Origin of the sequence: Catenovulum sp. SX2 (assembly GCF_052056295.1) — a bacterium.
Taxonomy (GTDB): Bacteria; Pseudomonadota; Gammaproteobacteria; order Enterobacterales; family Alteromonadaceae; genus Catenovulum.
Genome location: NZ_CP182493.1, coordinates 613,067 through 638,845, shown reverse-complemented (window position 1 = coordinate 638,845; position 25,779 = coordinate 613,067). Strand labels below are relative to the sequence as shown.

Below are 25,779 nucleotides of genomic sequence, written 5' to 3'. Positions count from 1 at the left end.
CCGTGTTATCCTACGCCTGATTGCGTTTAACAACAGAGAATAAATGAATACTAAAAACAGAGCGTTAACCTTAGTTTCCATATTTTTATTGGTTGGGTTTATTGCGGTAAGTAGTTTAAGTTACTGGTCAGCAAGACATTCTTTGTCTGAGCAAATTGTCTCTGAGGTGGTACCGCTCACGGGTATTAGCATATATTCAAAAATAAAAGAAAAATTGATGGCACCCATTCATATTTCTTCGTTAATGGCACAAGACACTTTTGTGCATGACTGGGTACACAATGGTGAGCAAGACCCGTCTAAAATGCTGCGATATCTCGCTGAAATCCAGCAACGCAATAATGCTATCACTAGCTTTTTTGTATCTGAAAAAACGAAAAATTATTATCATCCGAATGGCGTATTGCGCCGAGTATCTGAGCAAGACACACAAGACAATTGGTATTTTGCTGTTAGCCAAAGTGAACAAGATTATGTGGTTAATATAGATTTAGATACGCGCGATTTACAATCTCTTACCGTTTTTATTAATTACAAAGTGATTGACTCAGATGGTCAGTATTTAGGTGCCATTGGTATAGGTTTGTCTGTTACTTCAGTTAAACAGCTCTTGGATGAAAACAATCCTCATCAGCAATTTTTCATCTTTTTCGCCAATGAACAAGGTGCAGTAATGCTACAAGGGCAAAATTATTTGTTTAACCAGCAGCCGATTGCAACTTTAGCGGATATTAGTGGCCTAGCACCTTATAAGTCACAACTGGTCAATAATGAAAACAATACAATACGCTTTAATCTGGCTAGCCAGTCGGCGCACATAAACAGTCGATATATACCTGAATTAGGTTGGTCATTGATGATATTACATATCGAAAAAGCTTGGGACAAGCGTATTATCAAACCTTTATTGCTTAACTTGTTAATTGGCTTTTTGATATCTATTTTGGTCATTGCTGTTGTGTTTTACACCATGCGCCGATATCAAAAGGAGCTTGAGCGAATGGCCATTACCGATAAATTAACTGGGGTTGCTAATCGTCACGGTTTTGAACATTTACTCAATAGTTTATTCAGTCATAAAAACAAGCAATCTACCAGCTCAGTTATTTTGTTTGATTTAGACAACTTTAAACAAATTAACGATACCTACACACATTTGGCTGGCGACAGAGTTATTTGTGATGCAGTTGCTTTGGTAAAAAATGTGTATGGTCATTTAAATACTACAGTGAGATGGGGTGGCGAAGAGTTTCTAATTATTTTGCCTGATCATGATGCACAAGCCGCTGCACAGATAGCTGAAAAAATTAGATTGAGAATAGAAAAAAATGTCAGTGTGTTTGACCAACAAGATATTCGTTTTACTGCGAGTTTTGGGGTTAGCCAATGGCAGGATAACGAAAATATTGACCAGTTTTTATTGCGCCTAGACAAAGCCTTATACCTTGCAAAACATCAAGGTAAAAATCAGGTATGTGTGGAATAACTATCAATACACTTTTGTAGTTCGGCAAAGTTAAAGGGTTTAGTGACGTATGCATCCATGCCTGCGTCTAAACACTTTTTCTCGTTTTGACTGGTTACATCTGCGGTTAATGCAATAATTGGTGTTGGTTTGGCGTGTCTTGTGCGCTCTATCTGTCTTATCTCTTGCGTCGCTGTGTAGCCATCTATACCGGGCAGCATGCAGTCCATTAATACCAATAAATAGTGCTCAGGTTTGTACAGTTTCACCGCTTCTTCACCATTTTCAGCCCAGTCTATTTGATAACCTTTTCCTGTTAGATATTGCTCTGCAACCATGTAGTTAATATCGTTATCTTCCACAATTAAAATACGCTTGTTGCCAGTTGTGATTGGCGCAACTAGTGGTGTTGCAACTTCTTGTTCATGCTGGTGTTGTTCTAAGCTTTTACACAGCGCCTGCAGGAGCTTTTTGCCGATAATAGGTTTGTGGATGTGTTTTATATTTAATTTTTCACACTCTTGATAGATTTCTTCAGAGTCCACCGAGGTAATTAAGATTGCATGGCAGTGGTTAGCTAACTTGGGCTGAATGCTTTTGTATAAGGACAAACCGTCCATTTCTGGCATGGCATAGTCGAGCAATAAAAAGTCGCATTCAATCTTGTTTTGCTGTTTCAACCAAGTTTGTAATTCTACCGGTGCTAAAAAATTATGGTGTTTGATATGCCAATTGTCACAAAAACCATTAAGTACTCTGTGATTTTCAGCAATATCGTCAATAATTAGCGCGGTGGTATTGTGTAGCACCTCAGGTGCAACATGGTATTGTGCTGGTTTTTCAATTTTTAATGCTAGCTCAAAGTAAAATTTGCTGCCCTTGTTTGGCTCAGAGGTTACTTTTAGCGTGCTTCCCATTAAATTAACTAGTTTTCGGCACAGAGCTAAACCTAAACCTGTACCGCCGTATTTGCGGGTGGTTGAACTGTCGGCTTGTTCAAAAGCTTGAAAAATATTAATTTGTTGTTGCTCTGTTAAACCAATGCCAGTGTCTGTCACTGCAAAGTCTATATATGCTAATTCAGTGGTTGAAGATTTTGTCAGTGTAGCGCTAATGGTAATGCAGCCTGATTCGGTAAATTTAACTGCATTAGAGATCAAATTGCCAAGTACTTGGCTAATTCTAATATCATCAGCGTATACGTGCATATTTGCGACATCAGACATGTCGATAATCAATTCTAAGCCTTTTTTACTTGCATTGGCTCTGTGCGCTAATACAACATCTTCAATAAGCTCTTGAAGATCAGTTGATACAGGATGAATTTCTAATTTTTGCGCCTCAATTTTCGAAAAGTCTAAAATGTCGTTAATGATGCCCATTAATAGGCGACCAGAGTTTTCTATGGTTTTAAGTTTATTCTGTTGTTCTTTGTTTAATTGACTTGATGCTAACAGTTGAGCCATACCAAGCACGCCATTGAGTGGGGTGCGAATTTCATGGCTCATATTGGCTAAAAATTCACTTTTAGCTTGGCTTGCTTGTTCTGCTTGGTGTTTTGCTGTGGCTAACTGATTATGTTGTTGTTCAATCACATTGGAGAGCTTTTTAGAAAACGCCACAGCACCTGCGCCAAACAATATAATACTAATTAAGGTGATAACCAGAACGTATAAAGTGAGTTCGGCGACATTCTCTTCCACTGCAGCATGCGGAATTAAACCAACAAACTTCCAGTCTAAATAAGGTGATGTGTACTCAACAGCAAAAAACTTATCATCTTCCGTAATGGTATTTTCTACATACTTAAAAACGTTTTGTGGGTTGCGAGTGTCGGCTAATATTCGACCTGTGTGTTCAATAACCACAAGTTCACCTTGTTCGCCAAATTCTGCTTTCGACAGCATTTTGGTAAATTCGTCCAAAGTAATATCTATTCCTACTACACCAATCATTTTATTTTGTTGGTTTTTAATTAGCCTGACTGTCGATATCAGCATGGTGTTGTCGGCTGCCCAATAATAAGCTGGAGCTCGAATAATTTTACCATTGGCTTGTTTGGCTGATGTATACCAAGGTCGTACGCGCGGGTCGTAATGGTTGGTTGTTGCACCTTCCGGCCACTGAATGTATCCACCTTGTTCAGTGCCAAAATATATGTAGTTTAAGTTAGGGTAGTGTTCGGATATTTGTACAAAGTTTTTATATAGGCTTTGTTCAGCTATATTACTTGAGCTAGGTCGCATTTGTGTTGCTGGCAAATGCATATAAGTGGATATATGTTGTGCACTGTCTTTAAAAATAGCTTGCTCACTGAGCAAACTCAGTTGGCTTGCATACAGCTTAAACATTTGACTAATGCCGTTGTCTATTTGCTGCACTTCACCATAAAAGCGGCTTTCAAAAGCGTCTCGTGCGTGGGTTCTAACTTCGCTTATGGTAAAAATAAAGTTAGCAAACAATGGAATTGTCACGGCACATAAAAATGCTAAAATTAGTTTAACCCGTAAATTTCGCACGCTTTCTCTTGTTTAAGCTTCAAAGTAATTGTTACTAACTATAGCCATGCACTGTCAGTAATTCCATAATATCTTTGGAAAATTTGTACACGAAAGGTAAACAGGTTCTAATCTTCAACTATAATAAATTATCAAACGAACTTTCATCGTCTTGGACAAATGCATGCAAGCAAGATGGGCAAAATTATTGATTAAACCTAAATACTTAGCTATTACCATTGATTCAATATTAGCTGGTTTGCCGTTATCAGTCATTGCGCAGGTTGTCGCGCCGAGTCAAACTACAAGTTCGGATATTGAAGTGATTCAAGTCACTTCATCCAAGCGTGTGCAAAACATGCAAACTGTGCCGGTTGCACTGCAAGCTTTGTCTGGACAAACTGTTGCAGAACTTAACCTAGCCAATTTAGATGCGCTGAATTTGTATTTGCCTAATGTATCCGTAGCTGCAAGAGGGCCAGGGCAAGCCGATATTTTTATGCGAGGTATGGCGATACAACCCATAGCGGTTATGTTAGCTGGTGCACAAGGTAGTATGCCAAATGTTGCTGTGTATTTAGATGAGCAACCAGTGACTGCACCGGGTAGAAACATTGACCTATATACGCACGATTTAGCCAGAGTTGAAGTTTTAGCAGGCCCGCAAGGCACATTATTTGGTGCAAGTTCACAAGCTGGCACAGTGAGGTACATTACCAACAAACCTTCGCGATTTAGATTTGAAGCAAGTACCAGTTTAGATTTTGCTCACACTAAACAAGGTGATAATAGCCACAGTTTACAAGCTATGCTGAATTTCCCCGTAGGTGATGATCTTGCATTACGTTTGTCGGCATATACAGTGTCGCAAGGTGGTTATATAGATAACCAATACGGTGAATTTACTTTAGACCCTGCAATAAACCCCAACTCGCTTGTTAATTTGAATGATGCTAGTTACCAAACAATTAATAACCAACATCTTATCAAAGATGACTTTAATCAAAGTGTGTATCAAGGTTTTCGCTTATCGGGCAAATATTGGCTCAATGACGATTGGCAAATACTCTTGCAACATAATGCTCAGCAGATTGAAGCTGATGGTGTGTTTGATATGGACCCTGAAGTCGGCGACTTAGCTGTTAGTCGATTTTTTCCAGATAAGCTCGAAGATGAATTTAACCAGACCTCGTTGACGTTAGAAGGCCGCATTGACCAGTTAGAAGTTTTGTACGCAGGCTCTATGTTAGAGCGCGAAGTTAATCAACTTATCGACTATACAGGTTATAACAATAGCGGGGCTTATATTGCGTATTACACCTGCACTTATAACAATCCCAATTACATAGTTAATTATAATATTCCAGCAAGCCTGATCACTGAGCAGAGACAATGTAAAGATCCAACTAAGGGATTTGTCGGTAAGCAGATGCACGACAAAACAACCCATGAGCTTAGGTTTGTTTATGATGCTAATCCGTACTTGGATTCTGTTTTTGGTTTGTATTTAGATGATTTTGAACTCGCAACCTTAGACGACTATGTCTATTTAGCTGCACCTGAACTCGGTTTTGCTGCAAATTCGCCGATATCAAGTGCAAAAAGTATTAATCCGCATCCACGTGCAGCAGGCGTAACTTTTTTTAATGACATTACTAGACGCGAAAAACAGCAAGCTCTGTTTGCCGAGTTGTCGTTTAATTTGTCGGAGCAAGTTACTGCGACCTTAGGGGCACGAAAGTACAAAATTGAAACTGATATAAGTGGTTCATCTAATTTTGCTGATGGTATTTTTCAAGGCTCAGTAAATACTGACCGCGGGCGCGATTATGATGTTTCTGGTGGGCATAGCGATAAACCACTCAAGCAGTCAGATACCATATACAAACTGAACCTCAGTTATAACTGGCAACAGGACAAATTAGTTTACGCCACTTATTCTGAAGGTTTTAGGCCAGGCGGATTTAATCGCGGAGGTGGTATTCAATCGACCAACCCTGAATTTGCCGACGTCGCAACTACATATAACACAGATGATGTTAAAAACTATGAGCTAGGGCTGAAATCCACTTGGTTGGATAACAAGTTACGTTTTAATGCAAATGCTTACCATATTAAATGGCAAAATATGCAAGTTTCACGTTTTGATCCACAAAACGTATCTATTTTAACTTTTATTGAAAATGCGGCTGACTCAAGAATAAATGGCCTAGAAGGGGATATTATTTGGCAACTAACACCAAGTTGGCGTTTGTTTGCCGCAGCCTCATTTATTGACAGCAAATTAACCGAATTAAAAGCGCAGGCGATAGAGCTTGCTCCGGTTGGCAGTGAATTGCCTTTAACCCCAAATTTTCAGGGCAACATTCGCAGCCATTACAATTGGAAAATAAACAAATATTGGTTAGATTGGCAATTGTCATTGGTATATTCACAAAGTGCTTGGAGTTCGTTGGTTGCAGAGCAACGTGAGCTACAAGACAGCTATCAAATTATCAATACATCTATCAGTTTAGAGTTAAATAAGTGGTTACTGCAGTTGTATATTAATAATCTAACCGATGAAAGAGCCGAGCTTTTTATTAATGACCAAGACGATATCAAAAGAGTTACTGTTAATCGGCCACAAACTTTTGGTATAAAACTCAAATACACATATTAACGATGAACAGATACTTATGCTGCAACAAATACAGGCTTTGGTTAAAAATGGTGATGTGCACGAAGCTTGGCGTCGTTTGCAGCAAATTGAGCAAACTGAATATGGCCAACTGGGTTTTTATCTTGCGGCTGTGTGCAATAGGTATTTAAACCAACCGAACCTAGCACTAGGTTTTATTGATAGTTTGCTCAAAATAAACCCCAAACATGCGCGAGGGTATCAAGAACAAGCCTACAATTATTTGTTGTTAAACAATCCAAATAAAGCATTAGCTGCTTTGTTAAAAGCGACAAAATACAACCCAAGCTTAACCAGTGCTTGGTTAAAACTCGCCGATATCTACCAGTTAAATCAGCAGTTAAGTTTAGCTGATAATGCCCGCGCAAACGCTGAGTATTACCAAAGTTTGCCGCTGCATATCCGCAGTGGTTATTCCAACTTGTATGAAGGTAATATTACGCAGGCACAGCACATGTGCCAATTTTATTTGCAGCAACAGCCTGACAATGTTGAAGCTATGCGTTTGTTAGCGCAAATTGCCAGTAGTAATCAGCATTATGATAAAGCCGAATTTTTATTAGACAGTGCTTTGTTGTTAGCGCCAGAACATGTGTTTTGCCAATATGATTTAGTTTTAGTGCTCCAAAATAGGCAAAAGTTTGTTAGGGCTTATCAATTAGCAACTAAGCTGGTAGAAAAGAGCCCGAATAATCTGAGTTTTGTATTGTGTTTGGCAAACCAAGCCGCAGCGTTAAATCAGTTTGAGCAAGCAGAAGTGGCGTATAAACAAGTATTGGAAAATTTACCTGACACTTCATTTGAGCGTGCGCAGGTTTATATTGCACTCGGCCATTTATACAAAACCCTTGGGCAAACAGAACAAGCGCAACACGCATATCAAAGCGCCTATCAAGCTGATGTTTTGTGTGCAGATGCCTATTGGAGTTTAGCCAATTTAAAACGATATCAATTTAGCCAAGCTGAATTGCAACTCATGTTAGATACATTGGAGCAGCAAATATTGGCGAATAACGAGCAATGTTTGTTGAGCTTTGCTTTGGCTAAAGCATTTGAACTTAGAGAAAACTATCAACGTGCAGCTTGTTTTTATCAAAGCGCCAACCATCTGCGTTTAACTGAGCTTAAGTATAATAATCAACAACATGTGCAGAGCATTAACGAACAAAAGGTGAATTTTCCAGCTGAGCTTTTGTCGCGGCTTGTTACTCGAACAGATGCCAAAATCACCCCGATTTTTATTGTTGGTTTACCAAGAGCTGGCAGTACTTTGCTTGAGCAGATATTAGCGTCTCATTCTGAAATTCAAGGCACAATGGAATTGCCAAATATCATGCAAATCGCTGAGCAGTTAGCTCAACAAGCGGCTGAAAAAGGCTTGAGTTTGGCTGATTTTCTGCAAACGTTTAGCCAAGCTGAATTGGCTGAAATAGGTGAAGATTATTTACAGCAAACACAAGTATTCCATAAAAAATCACGTTATTTTATCGATAAAATGCCGAACAATTTTAAGCATGTTGGCTTAATTAAATTAATTTTACCTCAGGCTAAAATTATCGATATTCGGCGCAATATTAAAGATGCCAGTATGGCCAACTATAAGCAGTATTATGCCCAAGGGCAGGCGTTTAGTTATAACTTACGTCATTGTGCTAATTTTTATCATGCGTACACAGGTTTAATGGATTATTGGTACAAACAAATTCCACAAGACTTGATGCTAGTAGAATACGAGCAATTAGTTGCACAGCCAGAGCAGCATATTAAAGATATTTGCGACATGTTAGGCTGTGATTTTCAACCAAGTATGCTGCAATTTCATCAAAATACTCGAGCGGTTAAAACGCCTAGTGCAGAGCAAGTGCGTCAACCTATTTATACCTCAAGCATAGGTAGTTGGCGGGCATATGCGCAGTACCTGCCAGAGTTGCAGCAAATTATTTAAGCAAATTCGCTGGCGAATATTCATCAGTTAATACTCGGGCGGTTACATCCCAATCCACCATGTCTGTTATAGATTCAAACAATAAGTTGGTATCTAACCCATAACGGCTTAGTTGGTTATTTAATTGTGGGGATAAATTATTTGTCAGCGAGAAGTTGTCGCAGTTACAGGCAAATATTACACGATTGCCTTTGGTTGGTGCTTTAAAAATAGCTAGCTGATTAAAGACTTTTTGGTAAGTGACTGATTCGTGATCGTATAAATCACTGGTGCTAAATGTATTGGCGGCTAACAAGCCGTTTGCTGATAATAAACGTTTGCATTCAGTTAAAAACTCCTGAGTCATTAAATGCTCTGGAATATAGTCACCATTAAAAGCATCGAGAATTATCCAATCAAATTGCTGCTTTTGTAAAAGTGCTCGTTTAACAAATACACGTGCATCTTTTATCTCACTTTTTATTTGTTGGTTTTCTTGATAGTCAAAATATTCTTTGGCGAGTTTTACTACGGCAGGATCTATATCAACCGAGACTATTTCACTTGTCGGCGATATTTGATGAATAACATTAGCAAGGGTGCCACCGCCTAAACCCAATATTAATACGCGTTTTGGGGCTGGGTTGTGAGCTAAACCTAACAAGGTGCCTTGCACATATTCAAATACCAATTTTTCCGGTTGTTTTAAGTTGATACATGCCTGATTACTGACTTTTTTTCGGCGTGTTTCAAACTGCATACAGCGAATGCCTTTGTTTTCAGTAATCACTATATTGCGGTAGATGGAGCGCTCTTTGTGTACTTCAACCAATTTGGCAAAAGCTGGGTTGCTAGTAAATAACTGGGCTGCTGCACACAAAACTAAGCTGGTTAATACTTTTTTAGAAGTACGCATAATTTATTCACTCACTACTGCATTGCAGGCTAACTGACTTGTGGTTTTATTGGTTAGAGTGAAGGTTGCAAATGCAAGCACTGCACAACTGGCTAAAATGGCAAAAATAAACCAAAGAATTTGGCTAACTTCCATCCAGAGGACTAAATAAAAAGAGGTCATAATTGTGCCTATGGCACTACCTAAAGTAGAGATAAAATATAAAAAGCCAGCGGTTTGACCGGATGATTGGGTCGAAACCGTTAATAATCGCACAGAGTAGGGCGATATCATGCCCATGACGACACTTGGTAATAAAAATACTAAAGTCGCTGCGACCAATGAGCCATATCTAGGATCTTCAATCCAAGCAAACACCAACTCAAATAATTGTTCTGAATAAAAAATACTCGGCAAAATTGCCAATGCTGCAACCACAAAAATGCTCGCAAATTTAGCTAAACTAGGTTGCTTGACTGACAACTTACCGCCAGTTAAATAACCTAACGACAGCGCCAACATAAACACAGTAATAATACTGCCCCATACATACACGCTACTACCAAAGTAAGGCGCTAACATTCTGCCACCAAGTAGTTCAAATGACATGATGGAAAAACCAGCACTAAAGGCCAGTAATATGACTATTAATTTTTGCATAATTGCTTAGATTTATTTGTGATTTATTTGCTTGAGTAGCAGGTAAATTAACGTGAAATTAACCTTTGTGCAAATACTGAAATTGTAGAGGTAGCTCTTTTTAAATTTACATATTGTATTCCTAAATATATTAGTAAATGTTAAAGTAAACGTGTTTGTAATGGTTAATGCTAATTATTGTTATTTAAGGTTGTAATTATATGGCTAAGTTGAGCAATCGATTTTGGTTTCAATTACACGGATGGTTTTCTTTGCCAATTTGGATGGTGTTTTGTTTTGTTTGTTTAACCGGCACTATTGCCGTTGTTAGTCACGAAATAACTTGGTTGGTTAATCCTAATGCGCGTGCGGTTAATTCACAGCAGCTGCCTGCTCAGCCAATTGAGCACCTTATTGCTGCAGTAGAAAAAGCTCATCCAACCGCTGATGTAACTAATGTAATGCGTTTTGAACCTTATTTAGCAACAGCTGTCACATTTACCGATACGGATAAACCTTACGCAATTGCTTACGTAAACCAGTACACTGGCGAAATTCAAGAAGTGAACAATGGTGTGACTTTTGTTGGTTTTATGCGTTCATTACATGGCTGGTTGTTATTTCCGTGGCAGCATAGTTACAGTTTAGGTTATTACTTAGTCTGTATTATGGCGATACTGATGTTAGGTGCTTTGATCACTGGGTTAGTGGTTTATAAAAAGTTCTGGAAAGGTTTTTTCAAATTCAATTTACGCACAAACCAAGGTAAACGCACCTTGTTTAACGATTTGCATCGTTTATCTGGTGTATGGTCAATTTGGTTTATGTTGGTTATGAGCTTAACCGGTTTGTGGTATTTGGTGCAGGCGATCTGTTGGCATGCTGAAATTGAAATTGAGCCACATGCACCCATGCTCCCGGTTGCCCAATTACCAGCAAGTTCGAATGAGCAGCCACAAGTTAACTATTCATTATCTGACAGCATCAGCATTGCTCGTCAGCTCTATCCTGATTTTAATCCGAGTTATATCCATTTACCTGAGCACAATCGTGATACTTATCATTTATCTGGTGCAGGGGATTTTATTTTCTTTGATCAATACAGTTATAAACTTAATGTTAATCCTTGGACTGGCGCGGTTGAATATAAAAACGACCCTAGCAGTATGACCTTGATGCAAACCTTATCGCACATAGCAGATCCGCTACATTATGGAACCATTGGTGGTTTAGTGACTAAATTCATCTGGTTCGTATTTGGCATTATTTTAACTGGCATGTCGATTACTGGATTTTGTATGTGGTTTTTACGCACAAATAAAGCACAGAAAAGAGTTGAACAAGTAGCAGATCAAGTTGTAGGGGAGAGTGCATAATGGCGCGTAAAAATTCATTGTGGCAAAAAAATAAATATTGGTTAAATGCTTGGATATTGGTGTTACCGGCATGGTTTTTTTACCAGTCACTTTACCCAACATTTCCAGATGCGTTAGGCAGCCAGCAGGTTGGCAACTTTGAAATTACTTTGATGCCGTATGATGAAGATGCACCGTATACGCATGATGGTGTGTACGTAAAAGATTTTTTGCTGACTTTTTCTAAAGGTCAGATTGGTGATATTAAACAAGCTTACTTAAATATTGGTGAGCATAGTTTGCCATTGGAGCAGTTCGCGGACAGATCTGAAGGGATATTGCATGGCACAAAACATGGCCAGCATGTGCATGCTTTAGCTAAACAAACTTTGTTACCTTCGGACAAAATTTGGTTAACCATGCAAACTTGGTCTGGTGAATCTTTTATTGCCTCCTGGGAAGTGCCCAAACATCTTGTTGCGATTAATTAGTAACTAATACTATAACAATAATGGCATAATAGCCTAAGTGTGCTTTTTAACATTAGGGGTCATTAGATGAAAGGTTTATTAGTTGTTGGTGAAGGCATGGTGGAGTTTAAGTACTCGGATGCTGGAGAATTAGTGCAAAAATTTGCTGGGGATACCTTAAATGCGGGTATTTATGCCAAACGTTGGGCGCCATCTACAGAGGTAAATTATTACACTGCGCTTGGTAACGATGTGTTTAGCGGCAAAATGCGCGACTATTTGGCGCTTGAACAATTAGGCACCCAAGCCGTTTTGGCAACAGATTCAGCGAATATTGGCATTTACGCGATTCAAACCGACGACAGTGGCGAACGTTCTTTCACCTATTGGCGCAAAGATTCTGCGGCCACGCAAATGGTAGATTTGTTGTTGGCTGCAGGTGGCGCGGCCCAGTTACCAGATGCAGATATTATCTTTTTTAGTGGCATTTCATTGGCAATTTTATCTGATGATAACAAAACTAAATTGTTGGAAATTTTGCAGCAAGCGCAAGCCAAAGGCAGCAAAATTGCATTTGATCCTAACTATCGTCCACGTATGTGGCGCGATCAACAACACGCAATTGCATGGATAGAAAAAGCCTATCAATTAGCTGATATTGCTTTACCAGGCTTAGATGAACACCAAGATTTGTTCGCGCAAAACTCAGTTGAAGCTGTTCAGCAATATATGTTGGCGCAGGGGGTCAGTGAGTTTGTGATAAAAGCAGGTAAACAAGGTGTTTATGGTTTTGCGACAGAACAAAGTGATTGTCATGTGCCGTTTAATCCAGCACCGATTCAAGTGGACTCAACCGCTGCCGGTGATTCGTTTGCAGGTACTTATTTAATGTCGCGTATTAACGGTGATAGTGTAAACAACGCAATTATAAATGCGGATAAAGTGGCTCGTGAAGTGGTGCAACATCCGGGGGCTATTATGGACATGGCTGTATATAAGCAGGCGCTTAAATAAAAATAAAAGCCACCCGCAAGGGCACTTAAGTCCCAAGCGGGTTGCTTTGCAGGCAAACCTGTAAATTTATTATTTCAATTTATCTAAAACGTATTCAACTTCTTCTTTAGAGCCAGTGATTACAGGAACTCTTTGGTGTAAATCAGAAGGTTGTATATCTAAAATTCTTTGTTCGCCGTTAGAGGCTAATCCACCTGCTTGCTCAACCAACATTGCCATTGGGTTTGCTTCGTATAACAATCTTAATTTCCCCGGCTTTGTCGGTTGGTCTTGATTGGCTGGATACAAGAAAATACCACCACGCGATAATATGCGGTGAACATCACCGACCATAGCACCATTCCAACGCATGTTAAATTGACGGCCTCGCGCGCCATCTTTACCCATTTGCAATTCGCTAATGTAATCCTTACGGTTGTTGCCAACGATGAAAGTTTGCCATATTGATAGAAAATTCGCTGGTTTGTTCAGAAATAGATAACTCAGGTTTGGTTAATAGGTAACCACCATGTGTTCTATCTAAGGTATATTGGCGGGTTGGACCACCTGTTGTCATAACCAATAAAGCTGATGGACCATATAATACATAACCTGCACACACCTGATTTTTACCCGGTTGGGCAAACTGTAATGGTGAATCAGCAGGTACGTCGTCGCGCGCAGGGTAGATAGTGAATATAGTGCCAATTTGGCCGTTAATATCTATATTTGACGAACCATCCAGCGGGTCAAATGCAACAATATAAGGTGCGCCTTCTTGCCCTTTGACCACATCATCTTCTTCTTCCGAAGCGATTGCGCGAACGTCCGGTGACGATAACAGCATGTCTTTGATCAGCTGGTTAGACAAAACATCGAGTTTCTTTTGGGTCTCACCTTGAATGTTTTCATCTAAGGTTGAGCCTAATACACCACTTAATGCACCTTGGCTGACACGAAAAGCAATTTCTTTACTGGCCGCCAATACAGTGCGAATTAGCATAATCAGTTCTAATTCAACACCATCAGCGCGTAATCTTGGGATCAGTCGTTGCATTTATTTATTCTCCTGCATATCTGTTGAGGCAGTTCAATTCGGCAAAACATCTTTGTAGGCGAGCCGACATAGACTCTTCTGCTTTGCGTAACCAAACTCTTGGGTCGTAATACTTTTTATTCGGTTTATCTTCGCCTTCAGGGTTGCCAATTTGCCCCTGCATATAATCATAATTGGCGTGGTAATAATCGTGAATGCCTTGCCAAGTTGCCCATTGGGTATCTGTGTCTATATTCATTTTTACTACGCCATATTCAAGCGCTTCGGCAATTTCCGCTTGTGATGAACCTGAGCCACCATGAAATACAAAGTTTAAGCTATTGGCTGCTAAAGAGAATTTTTCAGAGACATATTCTTGTGAGTTTTTCAAAATAACCGGGGTTAATTTAACATTACCCGGTTTGTAAACCCCATGTACATTGCCAAATGATGCGGCAATTGTGAAGTTTTCACTAATGGCTGCAAGCTTTTCGTAGGCATAAGCAACATCTTCTGGTTGGGTATATAAAGCGCTGCTGTCTATACCCGTATTGTCGACACCATCTTCTTCACCGCCGGTACAACCTAACTCGATTTCTAGCGTCATGCCCATTTTGTTCATGCGTTCAAAATACTCGGCACAAATCTCTATATTTTCGGCTAACGGCTCTTCAGATAAATCTAACATATGTGAGCTAAACAAAGGTTTGCCTGTGCTGGCAAAATGCGCTTCATTTGCATCTAATAAACCATCAATCCAAGGTAGAAGTTTTTTCGCTGCATGGTCTGTATGCAAAATAACAGGTACACCATAAGCTTTGGCAACAGCATGGATATAGTGAGCTGCCGCAACGCCACCTAAAACTGCATTGCCATGACCTTGATAGCTATCTAACTTAACACTTTTACCCGCAAAAAATCCGGCACCACCATAACTTAGCTGGATGATAATTGGTGATTTTACCGCGGCAGCGGCTTCAAGGGCTGCATTGGCAGAGTTGGTGTTTACTACGTTAACCGCCGGATAGGCAAACCCGTTCGCTCTGGCTGTGTCTAACAAGTATTTGACGGTTTCGCCTGTGGCTACGCCTGCTGAGACGTTTTTGATTTCATTGCTCATTTTGTCCTTCCCATGTTGTTAGCTAGTGAGTTCAACTTCAGGTGTTATTTGGTTGGCTAGAGCACATATTTCTGAAAAATGCTCGGGGTCTAAGCTTGCGCCGCCAACTAAAAGTCCATCTACATTTGGCATCGCCAATAATTGTGCTGCATTGTTTTTATTGACACTACCGCCGTATAAAATGCGTATGTTTTTTGCGCTGTCTCCATCAAATATAGTGCACAATTCGTTAAATATGTATTCATGCACTTCTTGCACAGACTCAGGGCTAGCCGCTTTACCACTGCCAATTGCCCAAATTGGCTCGTACGCTATAGCAATTTGTTTGTTTTTAATATCTTGCCCAAGTAAGGATTCTTGTAGCTGACGGTATAAAATGTGTTTGGTTAAACCTAAATCATGCTGCTGGGCGTTTTCACCAATACAAATAATAGGCATTAAACCTGCGGCTAATGCACTTGCGACCTTGGTATGGCATGAAGCATTATTTTCTAAAAATACTTGGCGTCGCTCAGAATGACCAATTAAACAAAACTCACAGCCAACTTCTTTTAACATTTGTGCCGAAGTTTCGCCGGTAAACGCACCTGATTCGAATTTACTGACGTTCTGACTACCAATCATAATTTGTGAGTTACGTAAAAAGTTGGCCATGTTGCTGATGTATACATAGGGTGGGGCAATACCAATTTTTACACGAAATTTTTTACGCAAAAATGACGCAACCGAAGTACAAATTAAATCTGTACCACCGTTCAACTTCCAGTTCGCCACAATCAAAGGTGAGCGTGTTTTTTGCATAGCAGTATTCCTTTCTAGATCACAATAGCTTATATGACATCCTATCTGTAGGATATTTCAGGATAAAGAGTAAAAAGTTTTATTTGTTGAATGGTGGGTATTGCGTGGAAAAATACTATTTTGGTGCATAATATGCGGCTTTAACAAAAAATCTGATAATTGTTAACAGTGAAGGGGGATACTTGGTTGTTAGCCAACCAAGTACATAGCGTCTGCAAAACTGTTAAACACATAAGTCGCGTTGTTGAGCAGTTCTGGCTTAACTGGCAAATAGTCAGGAATTGCAGCCGTTTGACAGCCAGCTTGAATTGCTGCCGCTACACCTGCGTTCGAATCTTCAAACACTAAAACTTCATGTGGTGCTAAGCCTAATTGTTTGCAAGCCATTAAATAACAACTCGGATCTGGTTTTGGCTGTTCGACCATGTCACCTGTGACTATTATTTGAAAGTAATCTAAAAAGTCGGTGCCATGAAAAGTGGTGATTGCAGCATCATGCACGGCACTTGTGACTAATCCCAGTGGAATAGCCAGTTTTTTCGCTTGGTCAAAAAATGCGTTAAATCCAGGTTTAATTGGCATGCCCGCAAGCTTAGCCTGTTTGTTGTAATAACCGGTACGCTCAATAAACTTATCAATTGGAAAATTGTCACCAAAGAGTTTTTGCGCACCTTGATAACTTTCTACCGCTCTAACCCCAACAAAAGGATCGTACATCTCTGAGGTAAAGTGGTAGCCCATTTCAGTGGCTGCTTTTACCCAAGACTCGCGGTAAATCGCTTCACTGTCAAAAATGGTTCCATCTTTATCAAATAAAATAGCTTTGAATGTTTGTGCTGGTACTGGTTGCATAGCTGCCTTCTTGTTGGTTGAAATCAGCATCAGTGTAACATTTTCAGATTGCTATTTTTTTACTTTAGCAAAGCATGCAGAAAAAATAACCAATTAATCAAAAGATTAACAAAAACTAGTGACAAGTAAAAAAGACTCTTTTATACTGCGCACCACTTTTGAGGCTTAGCCCAAACAGTTCTAAATGGCCCTATAGCTCAGTTGGTTAGAGCGCACGACTCATAATCGTTAGGTCCCTGGTTCGAGTCCAGGTGGGGCCACCATTTCTTCCATGAAAATCCTTAAAAATCAATTGGTTGCGGTATTTTATAAAATTTTTTACACCTTTTTTTACACTCCATACGTACCTTTTATAAAACATTAATGAAAATCTCTCGATTTGCTTTGTAATGCGGCAAGGGTTGATGTGAGATCGGTTAATTTACCAGCAATGATATGAATCACTTCACCTTCTCGTTCGAGTATGCCTTTTACCTTTAATATTTTGGCCGTTAGAAATGGTTTTTTCTGAGCTTTAGCTGTGCCAGCCCAAACAATCACATTAATGTTTCCAGTATCGTCTTCTAAAGTGACAAAGGTAACGCCTGCTGCAGTTCCTGGTGATTGCCTACCTGTTACTAATCCTATAACAGTTACTAAAGATTTGTGTTTAAGCTGTGTAAGTTGATTCATTCTGGTAAAGGCTTTCAGTTGGCCAGCGTCGTCTAATAAGCTTATTGGGTGTTTGTTTAAGGTTAATCCTGTAGCTGCATAATCTTCAGTCAGGTTTTCAAATAGTGAAGGACTATTGGCGAAGTTGTTATCCGGCGATAAATTTTTAAATAGGGGTAGCTCGTTTACATTATCCATGAGTGCCCAACGGCTCTGATAACGGTTACCGGATAAGCTTTCTAAGGCGTTGGCACTGGCTAATTTTTGTAAATCTAATGAACTTAAGCCAATTTGTTTTAACTCTGGCAAAGTTTGATAACCAGATTGACTGCGATGAGTCATTATCAGTTGTATGGCATTTTCAGATAGCCCTTTAATCAAATTAAAACCTAATTGTATTGCTTTGCTGTTGTTGTAATTAACTAAAATATGATGTTGCTCAGAACGATTGATGCAAACTGGGAGTATTTTTACTTGATGTCTTTTGGCGTCTTGAACCAGTTGCGATGCGCTATAAAACCCCATAGGTAAGCTATTTAAAACAGAGGTATAAAATGCGGCTGGATAATAATATTTTAGCCAAGCTGAAACATAAGCTAATACGGCGAATGAAGCTGAATGACTTTCAGGAAAACCATATTCACCAAAGCCACAAATTTGTTGATAAATTCGTTCTGCGAATTCGGTTTGATAACCTCTTTGTTGCATGCCAGAAATTAATTTATGTTTAAACTTAGTTAGTTCTCCCGTTTTCTTCCAGCTAGCCATAGCTCGTCTTAGCTGATCTGCTTCACCTCCGGTAAATCCTGCAGCAACCATTGCTAGTTTTATCACTTGTTCTTGGAATATAGGCACACCGAGTGTTCTTTTTAACACTGATTCTATGTCTTTTGATGGATATTCAATCGCTTCTTCGCCATTTCTGCGTTTCAAAAAGGGGTGAACCATATCTCCTTGAATAGGCCCGGGTCTAACTATGGCGATTTGAATGACTAAGTCATAATAATTAGCTGGTTTTAATCTAGGTAACATGCTCATTTGAGCACGTGATTCAATTTGAAATACACCTACAGTATCCGCTTTTTGGATCATGCCATAAACGTTTTTATCATCTTGCATTCTGGTTATGTCAGCTAACGAAAATGTTTTGCCATAATCTTGTTTGATGATGTCAAAACTCTTTCTGATAGCGGTTAACATACCTAACGCGAGTACATCAACTTTAAGTAGGCCGAGTGATTCTAAGTCATCTTTATCCCATTGAATGACGCTTCTATCCGGCATAGCTGCGTTTTCAACCGGCACTAATTCATACAATGCGCCTGCGGAAATTACAAAGCCACCAACATGTTGAGATAAGTGTCTTGGAAAACCCAATATTTCATTCACTAAATGAATAAATTGCTGGCCTTTAACTGACTCTGGCGACAGGCCCAGCTCAATAATTTGAGCTTGCCAGTTGAGTGATTTATCTCGACGGTTGATGTTTTTGATAAAAAATTCTAGCTGAGTTTCTTCAATAGCTAGTGCTTTGCCAACTTCTCTAATGGCGCTTTTTAAGCGGTAGGTAATCACAGTCGCGGCAATAGCGGTTCGGTTCCTGCCGTATTTTTTATAAATATATTGAATAACTTCTTCACGGCGTTCGTGTTCAAAATCAACATCGATATCTGGCGGTTCGTCACGTTCTTTACTGATAAAACGCTCAAATAAGACTGATATTTGTCGTGGATCGACTGAGGTGATTTCTAAACAATAACAAACAATAGAGTTGGCCGCAGAGCCTCGGCCTTGATAAAGAATTTTTTGCTGCTGAGCAAACATCACAATGTCGTGAATGGTCAAAAAATAAAAGGCGTAATTCAGTTCATCTATCAAACTCAATTCTTTGTCGATTGTGTTTAATATTTCGGTGTTGCACCCATCTGGAAATCTTTTTTGTATGCCTTTATTAACTAAGCTTCGCAAGTAAGACATAGGTGTTTGTTTGCTTGGAACAAGTTCTTGTGGATATTCGTATTTAAGCTCGGATAATGAGAAATGGCATTGCTTGGCAATAATGCCTGACTCAATTAACCAGTCTGAAGGAAACAACTTACTGAGTTTGGTTATTGGCCTAAGTGCACGTTCACTATTGGAAATGAGGTGGGTTCCTAATTTCTCAATGGGTTTACTTAGGCGAATTGCTGTTAAGGTATGCTGCAATTCTAATCTTGTAGCTGAGTGCATGAGTACTCCACCACAAGCTGTAATTGGTATTTGCCATAGTGCTGCAAGATTAACGCAATGTTGATGGTACTCTTTATCATGGTTGAGTAAGTGCCTTTGATAACCCAACCACAACCTGTTTGCATGATGTTTAGTTAAAAACTGTCCCCAAGTTTCATCATCTTTTTCTCCTGATGGTAGCCATAACACCAAACAATGTTTAACGGACATAATGTCCCATTCAGATAATTGATATTTTCCTTTTTCACAACGCCTTCTGGCATTTGTTATAACTCGGCATAACTCGGCATAAGCTTGTCGGTTGGGGCATAACATGACAAATTTAAGTGATTCGTTGAATTGGAATAAACTGCCAACAATGAGTTTAATCCCAAGTTTATGCTGTTTGATTGCGCTATAGGCTCGAACAACCCCAGCTACAGAGCATTCATCAGTGATTGCAATTGCTTGATAAGTTAAAAAATCAGCTTGGAATACTAATTCTTCAGGCCGAGAAGCCCCTTCAAGAAAAGAAAAATTACTTTGGCAAAAAAGCTCAGCGTATTGCATTTTAAACCTAACAAAAAAGACCGTGAACAAACCATTGGTTTTGTGGGGTGCGGTATACCCATAACCATTGGCCTGAGTTGTTACGAGCAATAAAATAATCACGTATGATATTTTCATTATCCCACCAACCAGAAACAATACGTTCAGGACCATGCCTAATATCAATTTTATCGGTTAAAGGGGTAGGGGTTGTTAATAAGATGCTAGGTCTAAATTTGCCTATATCCGTTGTTATATCTGTTTGTGTAAAGGGTTTGCAGTATTGGCTGGCACGTTCGGGTCTGTGATCATCAAATAGTTGAATACCTGTTACTTGTTCTTCGCCTAACTTAGCTTGTAGTTTGGCAATTAATGCTTGTGGGGTTATTTCACCTTTTGCACCTGCAAACATGTCTTGTTTATCTATTTCAAATGCAAACAAGTTCGCTGCGGCAACTCGTATTGAAATGACTGGTGCGTTAATTATGACTGACTCAAAAGTGAGTTTTGTTAATTCAAGCCACTTTTCGGCTTTGTATTCACCTTGCGCGGAAGATATTTTTATCTGCTGTTTAGCTAAATCTCTAAGGAATAGGGTGATATTAACTTCACTGGTTTGTTTATTTCTAAGTAGTAGGAAGTGTTCAAGTAAGCTAAATATTTTCTGTAATGGTTTGATTAATTTATCGACTAAATCAATTTCATACATTAGCTCTAATTCATAATTGAATTGTTCTGCGGGGTGAAAAAAATCAACTGGGTGTTTTAGTTGCCCTGATAGTTTTCCAATATAAGTCACTAATTCAATATCAAAACGCTTAGCTATGTCGGCAAGAGACAACTTAAGTAAGTCGTTTATATATTGCACACCAACCCGTTTTAAGCTGGTAATTGTTTTTAAAGGTAACTCTGTTTTAGTTAGAGGTATTTTCGCTAATGCTCGGTTAATTAATTGTTTGTCTTCAGTAATTTGATTTACGCCTGTTTGAGCAAGTAATTTGGCCGCGTTGGGGGAATAACCAGTGGCATAATCATAATTAACTGAGAAATGCGCTAAGTGCGATTGTATTGCTTGCCAATAGGCGGTCAGGTTTTCGTATAGTGTGAGCATGCTACTGACTTTTAGTAGCAGCCCATTTGGTTTGAGTAGATGGATATCGGCGGTGGTTAGATATAACCATTCTGCTATTTGTATTAAGGCTTTATTTTCTGTCGATTCATTATAAGGATGAATTTGTAAGTCTCGACATAAAGCCGCAGCAGTACCAAGACCCATACCCAATTGAATACCAGATTGGGCAGATATTGTATTGAGCTGGACAATTTGATGATTTTTATTATGCACAATTGCCAGTGGAATATCTGAATCTTTAAATAGAGTATCCAATTGCAACGAAGGAAAGTGTAGATATAACCAAACTATCATAACTAACTGACTTTTGTGGTGGGAAACTGAATGATATTTTGTCGATTAGTTTGTATCGCCAAGTTAGGCCATAAGTGGCTCATATCAAGGTTAAAATGCTTGGTTAAGTGGCCTCCTACAAATTTATTTATTTTGATATTCAGTCCTAAAAAATCAGGCTCTATGGATAAACTTAAATCAAACGGAAGTGTAATAGACTCGGCCTTTTTTCTGCGGATAACAAATTGTCTAGAATCACCTTTTTTACAAGCTAATTTTAAGCGTTTTATTTGGTGTATTGCTAATTCTGATGAAATCCACATACAAACGGAATGGCAACAACCACTTTGTAAACACTGTTCTGCCGCCCATAAAGATTCTTGGGTATTGTTCGTTTGCACAATAATAACTTTATTAATATCAAAGTTGTTTTTCTGTAGCGTTTGTCCATTAACACGACCGGGTGGGGCAATAAAAACAACTAAACCTTCTGTTTGGTTTATTGATGGGATAAGCAATCTAAGTTCGCCAATGGCTGTTTCAGAGATCAGTTCAATAACACTTGATTTTGCAAAACCACCACATAACTTTTCATCTAATTCGGCATACCCGGATGAAATAGCATCAGGTTTGGTTTTGTGGTTATATCCATGCCAGACTAGGTTTTTGTGTTCCAGTAACTCAATCAGGTTTTGCATCGAAACAAAATAATTTAACTGTATATATAAACAGTATAGTTGTTCGCTAGCGACTTTCAAATTAATTTATTATTTTTTATCTGTGGGCGTTTAAATCTTTACCCCCCAGTCAAAGCCTGAAACACATATAAAGTATTTTCTTCTGTTATTTTGTCTGACAGCTTTTTACGGTCTATGATAAATTCTTCGTCTATACAAATAACCACATGGCGGCGAACTTGGCCGTGTTCGTCCAAAATATAATGGCTAAACCCAGGCGCGAGTAGCTCTATATTCTTGATGACGTCGCTGACGGATTGACCAGCAAGGTGCAAGTTTTCATCTGCGAGCATAGGGAAAAACCTATGCAAATTAGAGGTTATTTTCACTTTTGGCATGTAGGCAGCCTTTAAGCAAATCTAACTGAATAAACTGGTGGGAAGTTGTTGCCCAAACATTGCCAAGTTTCACCTCTATCTTCCGATAAATACACATTTCCTGTGGTGCTGGCAAAACACACCATATCCCCAGTTGCATCTAGCGCGTGACGGTAAACAATGTCGTAGGCGTTTTGTTGTGGTAAACCTTGGGTAAACTTTTTCCATGTTTGTCCACCATCATCTGTTCGCGCAACAAATAAACCTCCATCTAGAGCCATGCGCTCAGAGTCGGCGCGGGCGGGCACAACCCAAGCGCATAAACCGTTATTATCGTCAGCCGCAATTGGAAAACCAAAATGTATCCCTTGTTCTGGCTTGCTGACTTTGCGCCAAGTTTTTGCGCCGTTGTCACTATAAAATATTCCACAATGGTTTTGCTGCCACATATGTTGTGGTTGGCTTGCGCATGCGGTAAAAAAATGTGGATCATGTCCCCATTCGGCTTCAGGATTAGGCAAATAATCCATCAACATACCTTTATTAGCTCCAAACCAAGATTTGCCTCCATTGGTTGATTGCATCACACCAACGGAAGAGGCCGCCATATATAAGTTATCGGGGTTTTGTCGGTTTACAATAATTGAATGAATGCCAGGCTCAAATACGCCGTAGTCTATACTGGCTGGTGTACCAAACCATTTGTTTTCGCTAGTGGCATCACCTGCAAATAAATTGCCGCCGCGACTTTCATGATCCCACAATGGCCGGTTAAGTTGCCAGCTTTCACCACCATCATCACTTATAAATAAGCCGCCCGGAATTGTGCCTGCGTAAATTCTGCCGGGTTGTTCGGCTGTACCAAAAGTTAGGTTCCATATTTTGTAGACAGTCGCATCTTTATATTCAGGCTCTTTTGCTGGTGCTTCGGGATCAAAATCTTCAGTAGGTAAGTATTTAACTATATATCTGGCACCTTCCGGATATTTGAGGCTAAGTACATCTTGCCAAGTTTCGCCGCCATCTTTCGAACGGGATAATTTGGGCCCCCAATGGCCGTGGTCGAGTGATGCCCATAAAGTGCCATCGCGTTTATCACATGCTACGTAACAAACTGGTATGCCTTGGTGGATTATAGGTTTTGCCTGCCAAAAGCCGTCTTTTTGTTCAATTATGACTGTGCCTTTACGGGTGCCTAGTAAGATGCGTTGCGACATAACTTATCCTTAAATCTTTATTTGCTTAAAAATTAAGCTAGCATACTTTGGTAAAATTACTATGTGCTTTTATTTGAGTACTGGTGAAAAACCGCTTTTTTGTTAATATGCATGCACTTTAATAAAGCTAACAAGATTAATGGATATGGATAAAAATCAACAAGATAAATGGTTTAGTGAAGATGTGATGCGGCAAATAACAATTGTTGTTGCATTAGTTATCTGTTTAGCGATTGCTGTATTTATTATATTTTGGGCACGAGAGCCGGAAGTGCGGCCACTTATTGCGAATATTGAATTAGTTGATGCAGTTAAAGTTGTGGATGTTTTAGAGCGAGAAAATATCCAATATTACACCAACTTGGAAGCTAAGATGATTTCAATTCAATCATTGGATATGGATCAAGCAAGAATCGCATTAGCTCGTGCTGGAATCGTCATTAATTATCCTGAAGTTTATACAGTTACAGATCCTGAATCTGCTTGTATGCAATTAGAGGTAAAAATGGAGCAAGCGCACGACTTAGATAAAAGTAGACCTGCATACGAGCAGCCGTGGTTTGCAAGGCTTGTGCGTTTGGTGATGGGAACAGTCATCATTATTGTATTTATAACCACAGTTGTTCGACCATTATTACGTGAGCTACTTTATCCAGGAGAAAAGCAGGATTAAGTTATATTTTATTTCTTTCGCTTGTTTGGTGTTGTTAGCACTTACCGGCTGTGCTTATAAACCGGATGCAGTTGAATATACCAAGCCATATTCGGCTACAGGCTCGCATACTATTTATTTGGTTAACCATGGTTGGCACACAGGTATAATTGTGCCACAACAGTCATTTACACAGAGTGTCCCACAGTTAGTTATAAGGTTTAACCAAGCTGATTATTTGGAGTTTGGTTGGGGTGATAAAGGTTTTTACCAAGCGGACAAAATTACCTTTGGTTTAGCCATTAAGGCTTTGTTGTGGCCAACAGATTCAGTGGTACATGTTGTTGGTTTAACTGAAGCTGTGGATGTTTATTTTCCCAATAGTCAGATTGAAAGTTTGTTATTAACTGATGCCGAGTTGCAATCATTAGTTAAGTTTATTGCTGGTAGTTTTGCATTTGACCAAGCAGGCTTAATACAGCCAACTCAGTTGGGAATTTATGGTGATAGCCAGTTTTATCAAGCGCTTGGCAATTACCATGCTTTTAACACTTGCAATAACTGGACGGCCAAGGCGCTAAAAAGTTTTGGTATGGATATTTTTGCAGGTTCTAAGCTCACAGCTGACAGCGTGATGGATTATGTCAAAGCTTATAAGCTTGAGCATGAGCAAAATAATAATCTTCATTGAATACGTATTCATTCCTTTTCTAAGTCTATTCAATTAAACAGTTTGTGCTTGCTTGTGCCAGAATGATACTAAGGTATTGGTTTATTTGACAGCTGTGCAAACAATAACGCTTTAGGTTTTATACTGCTATCAAGCACTTTTATCGCAAAAGAAACATAGTTGGCATCTGTATTATGTGGCAGTTCCAAGGTTAAGTTGCTCGCGTTATTTGAGTAGATCAGCTGAAAGATTATTTGACCTTGTTCGGGTACGCTAAATATAGATTCGTCTGGGTTAATGCGCATATGGCCAAAACCAAATTGGTGATGCCAGTCAACGTTGGATATTTTGAAATCAAGCGCATTGTTATCGCGAACGTGTTTGTTTAAGACTATGTTTTTTAACCAATAAATTTGTGTTTGTTCTTCATAGATGAATTTGAAGTTATCAACATGGCTCCAAAAGTTAATTGGGCTGGGTAGGTATAAATCATAGTCTAATGGGTAGCCTTGCATTTGTTCAAATTGCGCAAAAGTCAGCGGCTGTTCAATGGTTTTTGACAGTGTATAAACATTGTCACAGGCCAATAAAAATTGACAGATAAAGGCAACAACCGCGCCGCGATAAAGGTTAGGCAGATACATA

The 25,779-nt window shown here is 39.3% G+C and carries 20 protein-coding genes, 1 tRNA gene and 1 pseudogene; 9 read left to right on the top strand and 13 right to left on the bottom strand.

Annotated elements, in window-relative coordinates; all coding sequences use genetic code 11:
- Positions 1 to 43: 43 nt before the first annotated feature.
- A complete protein-coding gene (locus ACMZOO_RS02755; RefSeq protein WP_440905280.1) occupies positions 44 to 1,486 on the top strand; it encodes a sensor domain-containing diguanylate cyclase in 1,443 nt (480 codons plus the stop codon).
- Here ACMZOO_RS02755 and ACMZOO_RS02750 read toward each other — a convergent pair.
- Positions 1,468 to 3,984 carry a response regulator gene (locus ACMZOO_RS02750; RefSeq protein ID WP_440905279.1) on the bottom strand — a complete coding sequence of 839 codons (2,517 nt, stop codon included), beginning with the start codon at positions 3,982 to 3,984 and terminating at the stop codon, positions 1,468 to 1,470. The genes ACMZOO_RS02755 and ACMZOO_RS02750 overlap by 19 nt on opposite strands.
- 163 nt (positions 3,985 to 4,147) lie before the next feature.
- On the opposite strand from ACMZOO_RS02750, the gene ACMZOO_RS02745 reads away from it, so the two are divergent.
- Positions 4,148 to 6,625 (top strand): TonB-dependent receptor, encoded by a 2,478-nt coding sequence (locus ACMZOO_RS02745; RefSeq protein WP_440905278.1) that lies wholly within the window; start codon positions 4,148 to 4,150, stop codon positions 6,623 to 6,625.
- Positions 6,626 to 6,641: 16 nt separating this feature from the next.
- A complete protein-coding gene (locus ACMZOO_RS02740) occupies positions 6,642 to 8,588 on the top strand; it encodes a tetratricopeptide repeat-containing sulfotransferase family protein (protein ID WP_440905277.1) in 1,947 nt (648 codons plus the stop codon).
- Here ACMZOO_RS02740 and ACMZOO_RS02735 read toward each other — a convergent pair.
- Complete coding sequence (locus ACMZOO_RS02735) at positions 8,581 to 9,483, bottom strand: spermidine synthase (protein WP_440905276.1); 903 nt, start codon at positions 9,481 to 9,483, stop codon at positions 8,581 to 8,583. The genes ACMZOO_RS02740 and ACMZOO_RS02735 overlap by 8 nt on opposite strands.
- Before the next feature lie 3 nt (positions 9,484 to 9,486).
- Entirely contained in the window at positions 9,487 to 10,122 is a 636-nt protein-coding gene (locus ACMZOO_RS02730) for a fused MFS/spermidine synthase (protein WP_440905275.1), read from the bottom strand.
- Positions 10,123 to 10,322: 200 nt separating this feature from the next.
- Between ACMZOO_RS02730 and ACMZOO_RS02725 the strand changes: the two genes are divergently transcribed.
- The 3 genes from ACMZOO_RS02725 (at position 10,323) to ACMZOO_RS02715 (ending at position 12,940) form a co-directional block, all read left to right on the top strand.
- The gene (locus ACMZOO_RS02725) at positions 10,323 to 11,477 is read left to right on the top strand and encodes a PepSY-associated TM helix domain-containing protein (RefSeq protein ID WP_440905274.1); all 1,155 of its coding nucleotides are present in this window, start codon (positions 10,323 to 10,325) and stop codon (positions 11,475 to 11,477) included.
- On the top strand, positions 11,477 to 11,947 hold the full coding sequence (locus ACMZOO_RS02720; RefSeq protein ID WP_440905273.1) for a hypothetical protein: 471 nt from the start codon (positions 11,477 to 11,479) through the stop codon (positions 11,945 to 11,947). Before ACMZOO_RS02725 ends, ACMZOO_RS02720 begins: the two co-directional genes overlap by 1 nt.
- Before the next feature lie 66 nt (positions 11,948 to 12,013).
- Positions 12,014 to 12,940, top strand: a complete 927-nt coding sequence (locus ACMZOO_RS02715) for a sugar kinase (RefSeq protein WP_440905272.1) — start codon at positions 12,014 to 12,016, stop codon at positions 12,938 to 12,940.
- A gap of 69 nt (positions 12,941 to 13,009) precedes the next feature.
- Here ACMZOO_RS02715 and ACMZOO_RS02710 read toward each other — a convergent pair.
- The 4 genes and pseudogenes from ACMZOO_RS02710 to ACMZOO_RS02695 form a co-directional block, all read right to left on the bottom strand.
- Positions 13,010 to 13,976 (bottom strand): annotated as a pseudogene (locus ACMZOO_RS02710) (class 1 fructose-bisphosphatase).
- A gap of 4 nt (positions 13,977 to 13,980) precedes the next feature.
- Entirely contained in the window at positions 13,981 to 15,075 is a 1,095-nt protein-coding gene (gene fbaA, locus ACMZOO_RS02705) for a class II fructose-bisphosphate aldolase (RefSeq protein WP_440905271.1), read from the bottom strand.
- 18 nt (positions 15,076 to 15,093) lie between these two features.
- Positions 15,094 to 15,876, bottom strand: a complete 783-nt coding sequence (gene tpiA / locus ACMZOO_RS02700) for a triose-phosphate isomerase (RefSeq protein ID WP_440905270.1) — start codon at positions 15,874 to 15,876, stop codon at positions 15,094 to 15,096.
- A gap of 189 nt (positions 15,877 to 16,065) precedes the next feature.
- Positions 16,066 to 16,728: an HAD family hydrolase gene (locus ACMZOO_RS02695; RefSeq protein WP_440905269.1), complete on the bottom strand. Its 663-nt coding sequence runs from the start codon at positions 16,726 to 16,728 to the stop codon at positions 16,066 to 16,068.
- A gap of 186 nt (positions 16,729 to 16,914) precedes the next feature.
- Here ACMZOO_RS02695 and ACMZOO_RS02690 point away from each other — a divergent pair.
- Positions 16,915 to 16,991: transfer RNA gene (locus tag ACMZOO_RS02690), tRNA-Ile, on the top strand.
- A 97-nt stretch (positions 16,992 to 17,088) separates the two neighbouring features.
- On the opposite strand, the gene ACMZOO_RS02685 is transcribed toward ACMZOO_RS02690, so the two are convergent.
- The 5 genes from ACMZOO_RS02685 to ACMZOO_RS02665 all read right to left on the bottom strand — a co-directional run bounded on the left by ACMZOO_RS02685 (position 17,089) and on the right by ACMZOO_RS02665 (position 23,812).
- Positions 17,089 to 20,157, bottom strand: coding sequence for an error-prone DNA polymerase (locus tag ACMZOO_RS02685; protein ID WP_440906329.1), 3,069 nt, complete (start codon positions 20,155 to 20,157; stop codon positions 17,089 to 17,091).
- Between the two features lie 7 nt (positions 20,158 to 20,164).
- Positions 20,165 to 21,562, bottom strand: coding sequence for a Y-family DNA polymerase (locus tag ACMZOO_RS02680; protein WP_440905268.1), 1,398 nt, complete (start codon positions 21,560 to 21,562; stop codon positions 20,165 to 20,167).
- Positions 21,563 to 21,564: 2 nt separating this feature from the next.
- Entirely contained in the window at positions 21,565 to 22,239 is a 675-nt protein-coding gene (imuA, locus tag ACMZOO_RS02675; RefSeq protein WP_440905267.1) for a translesion DNA synthesis-associated protein ImuA, read from the bottom strand.
- Between the two features lie 98 nt (positions 22,240 to 22,337).
- Positions 22,338 to 22,616, bottom strand: a complete 279-nt coding sequence (locus tag ACMZOO_RS02670) for a MoaD/ThiS family protein (protein ID WP_440905266.1) — start codon at positions 22,614 to 22,616, stop codon at positions 22,338 to 22,340.
- Positions 22,617 to 22,627: 11 nt separating this feature from the next.
- The gene (locus ACMZOO_RS02665) at positions 22,628 to 23,812 is read right to left on the bottom strand and encodes a WD40/YVTN/BNR-like repeat-containing protein (RefSeq protein ID WP_440905265.1); all 1,185 of its coding nucleotides are present in this window, start codon (positions 23,810 to 23,812) and stop codon (positions 22,628 to 22,630) included.
- Positions 23,813 to 24,083: 271 nt separating this feature from the next.
- On the opposite strand from ACMZOO_RS02665, the gene ACMZOO_RS02660 reads away from it, so the two are divergent.
- A complete protein-coding gene (locus ACMZOO_RS02660) occupies positions 24,084 to 24,485 on the top strand; it encodes a hypothetical protein (protein ID WP_440906328.1) in 402 nt (133 codons plus the stop codon).
- A gap of 28 nt (positions 24,486 to 24,513) precedes the next feature.
- On the top strand, positions 24,514 to 25,155 hold the full coding sequence (locus ACMZOO_RS02655; RefSeq protein ID WP_440905264.1) for a TIGR02117 family protein: 642 nt from the start codon (positions 24,514 to 24,516) through the stop codon (positions 25,153 to 25,155).
- A gap of 68 nt (positions 25,156 to 25,223) precedes the next feature.
- Here ACMZOO_RS02655 and ACMZOO_RS02650 read toward each other — a convergent pair whose 3' ends face one another.
- Positions 25,224 to 25,778 carry a hypothetical protein gene (locus ACMZOO_RS02650; RefSeq protein ID WP_440905263.1) on the bottom strand — a complete coding sequence of 185 codons (555 nt, stop codon included), beginning with the start codon at positions 25,776 to 25,778 and terminating at the stop codon, positions 25,224 to 25,226.
- Position 25,779: the final 1 nt, after the last annotated feature.

Bases quoted from the DNA above. Each gene is read 5' to 3' on its own strand.
- ACMZOO_RS02755 (WP_440905280.1), top strand. From the start codon at position 44: ATGAATACTAAAAACAGAGCGTTAACCTTAGTTTCCATATTTTTATTG.
- ACMZOO_RS02745 (WP_440905278.1), top strand. From the start codon at position 4,148: ATGCAAGCAAGATGGGCAAAATTATTGATTAAACCTAAATACTTAGCT.
- ACMZOO_RS02740 (WP_440905277.1), top strand. From the start codon at position 6,642: ATGCTGCAACAAATACAGGCTTTGGTTAAAAATGGTGATGTGCACGAA.
- ACMZOO_RS02735 (WP_440905276.1), bottom strand. From the start codon at position 9,483: ATGCGTACTTCTAAAAAAGTATTAACCAGCTTAGTTTTGTGTGCAGCA.
- ACMZOO_RS02730 (WP_440905275.1), bottom strand. From the start codon at position 10,122: ATGCAAAAATTAATAGTCATATTACTGGCCTTTAGTGCTGGTTTTTCC.
- ACMZOO_RS02725 (WP_440905274.1), top strand. From the start codon at position 10,323: ATGGCTAAGTTGAGCAATCGATTTTGGTTTCAATTACACGGATGGTTT.
- ACMZOO_RS02720 (WP_440905273.1), top strand. From the start codon at position 11,477: ATGGCGCGTAAAAATTCATTGTGGCAAAAAAATAAATATTGGTTAAAT.
- ACMZOO_RS02715 (WP_440905272.1), top strand. From the start codon at position 12,014: ATGAAAGGTTTATTAGTTGTTGGTGAAGGCATGGTGGAGTTTAAGTAC.
- fbaA (WP_440905271.1), bottom strand. From the start codon at position 15,075: ATGAGCAATGAAATCAAAAACGTCTCAGCAGGCGTAGCCACAGGCGAA.
- tpiA (WP_440905270.1), bottom strand. From the start codon at position 15,876: ATGCAAAAAACACGCTCACCTTTGATTGTGGCGAACTGGAAGTTGAAC.
- ACMZOO_RS02695 (WP_440905269.1), bottom strand. From the start codon at position 16,728: ATGCAACCAGTACCAGCACAAACATTCAAAGCTATTTTATTTGATAAA.
- ACMZOO_RS02685 (WP_440906329.1), bottom strand. From the start codon at position 20,157: ATGCAATACGCTGAGCTTTTTTGCCAAAGTAATTTTTCTTTTCTTGAA.
- ACMZOO_RS02680 (WP_440905268.1), bottom strand. From the start codon at position 21,562: ATGATAGTTTGGTTATATCTACACTTTCCTTCGTTGCAATTGGATACT.
- imuA (WP_440905267.1), bottom strand. From the start codon at position 22,239: ATGCAAAACCTGATTGAGTTACTGGAACACAAAAACCTAGTCTGGCAT.
- ACMZOO_RS02670 (WP_440905266.1), bottom strand. From the start codon at position 22,616: ATGCCAAAAGTGAAAATAACCTCTAATTTGCATAGGTTTTTCCCTATG.
- ACMZOO_RS02665 (WP_440905265.1), bottom strand. From the start codon at position 23,812: ATGTCGCAACGCATCTTACTAGGCACCCGTAAAGGCACAGTCATAATT.
- ACMZOO_RS02650 (WP_440905263.1), bottom strand. From the start codon at position 25,778: ATGTATCTGCCTAACCTTTATCGCGGCGCGGTTGTTGCCTTTATCTGT.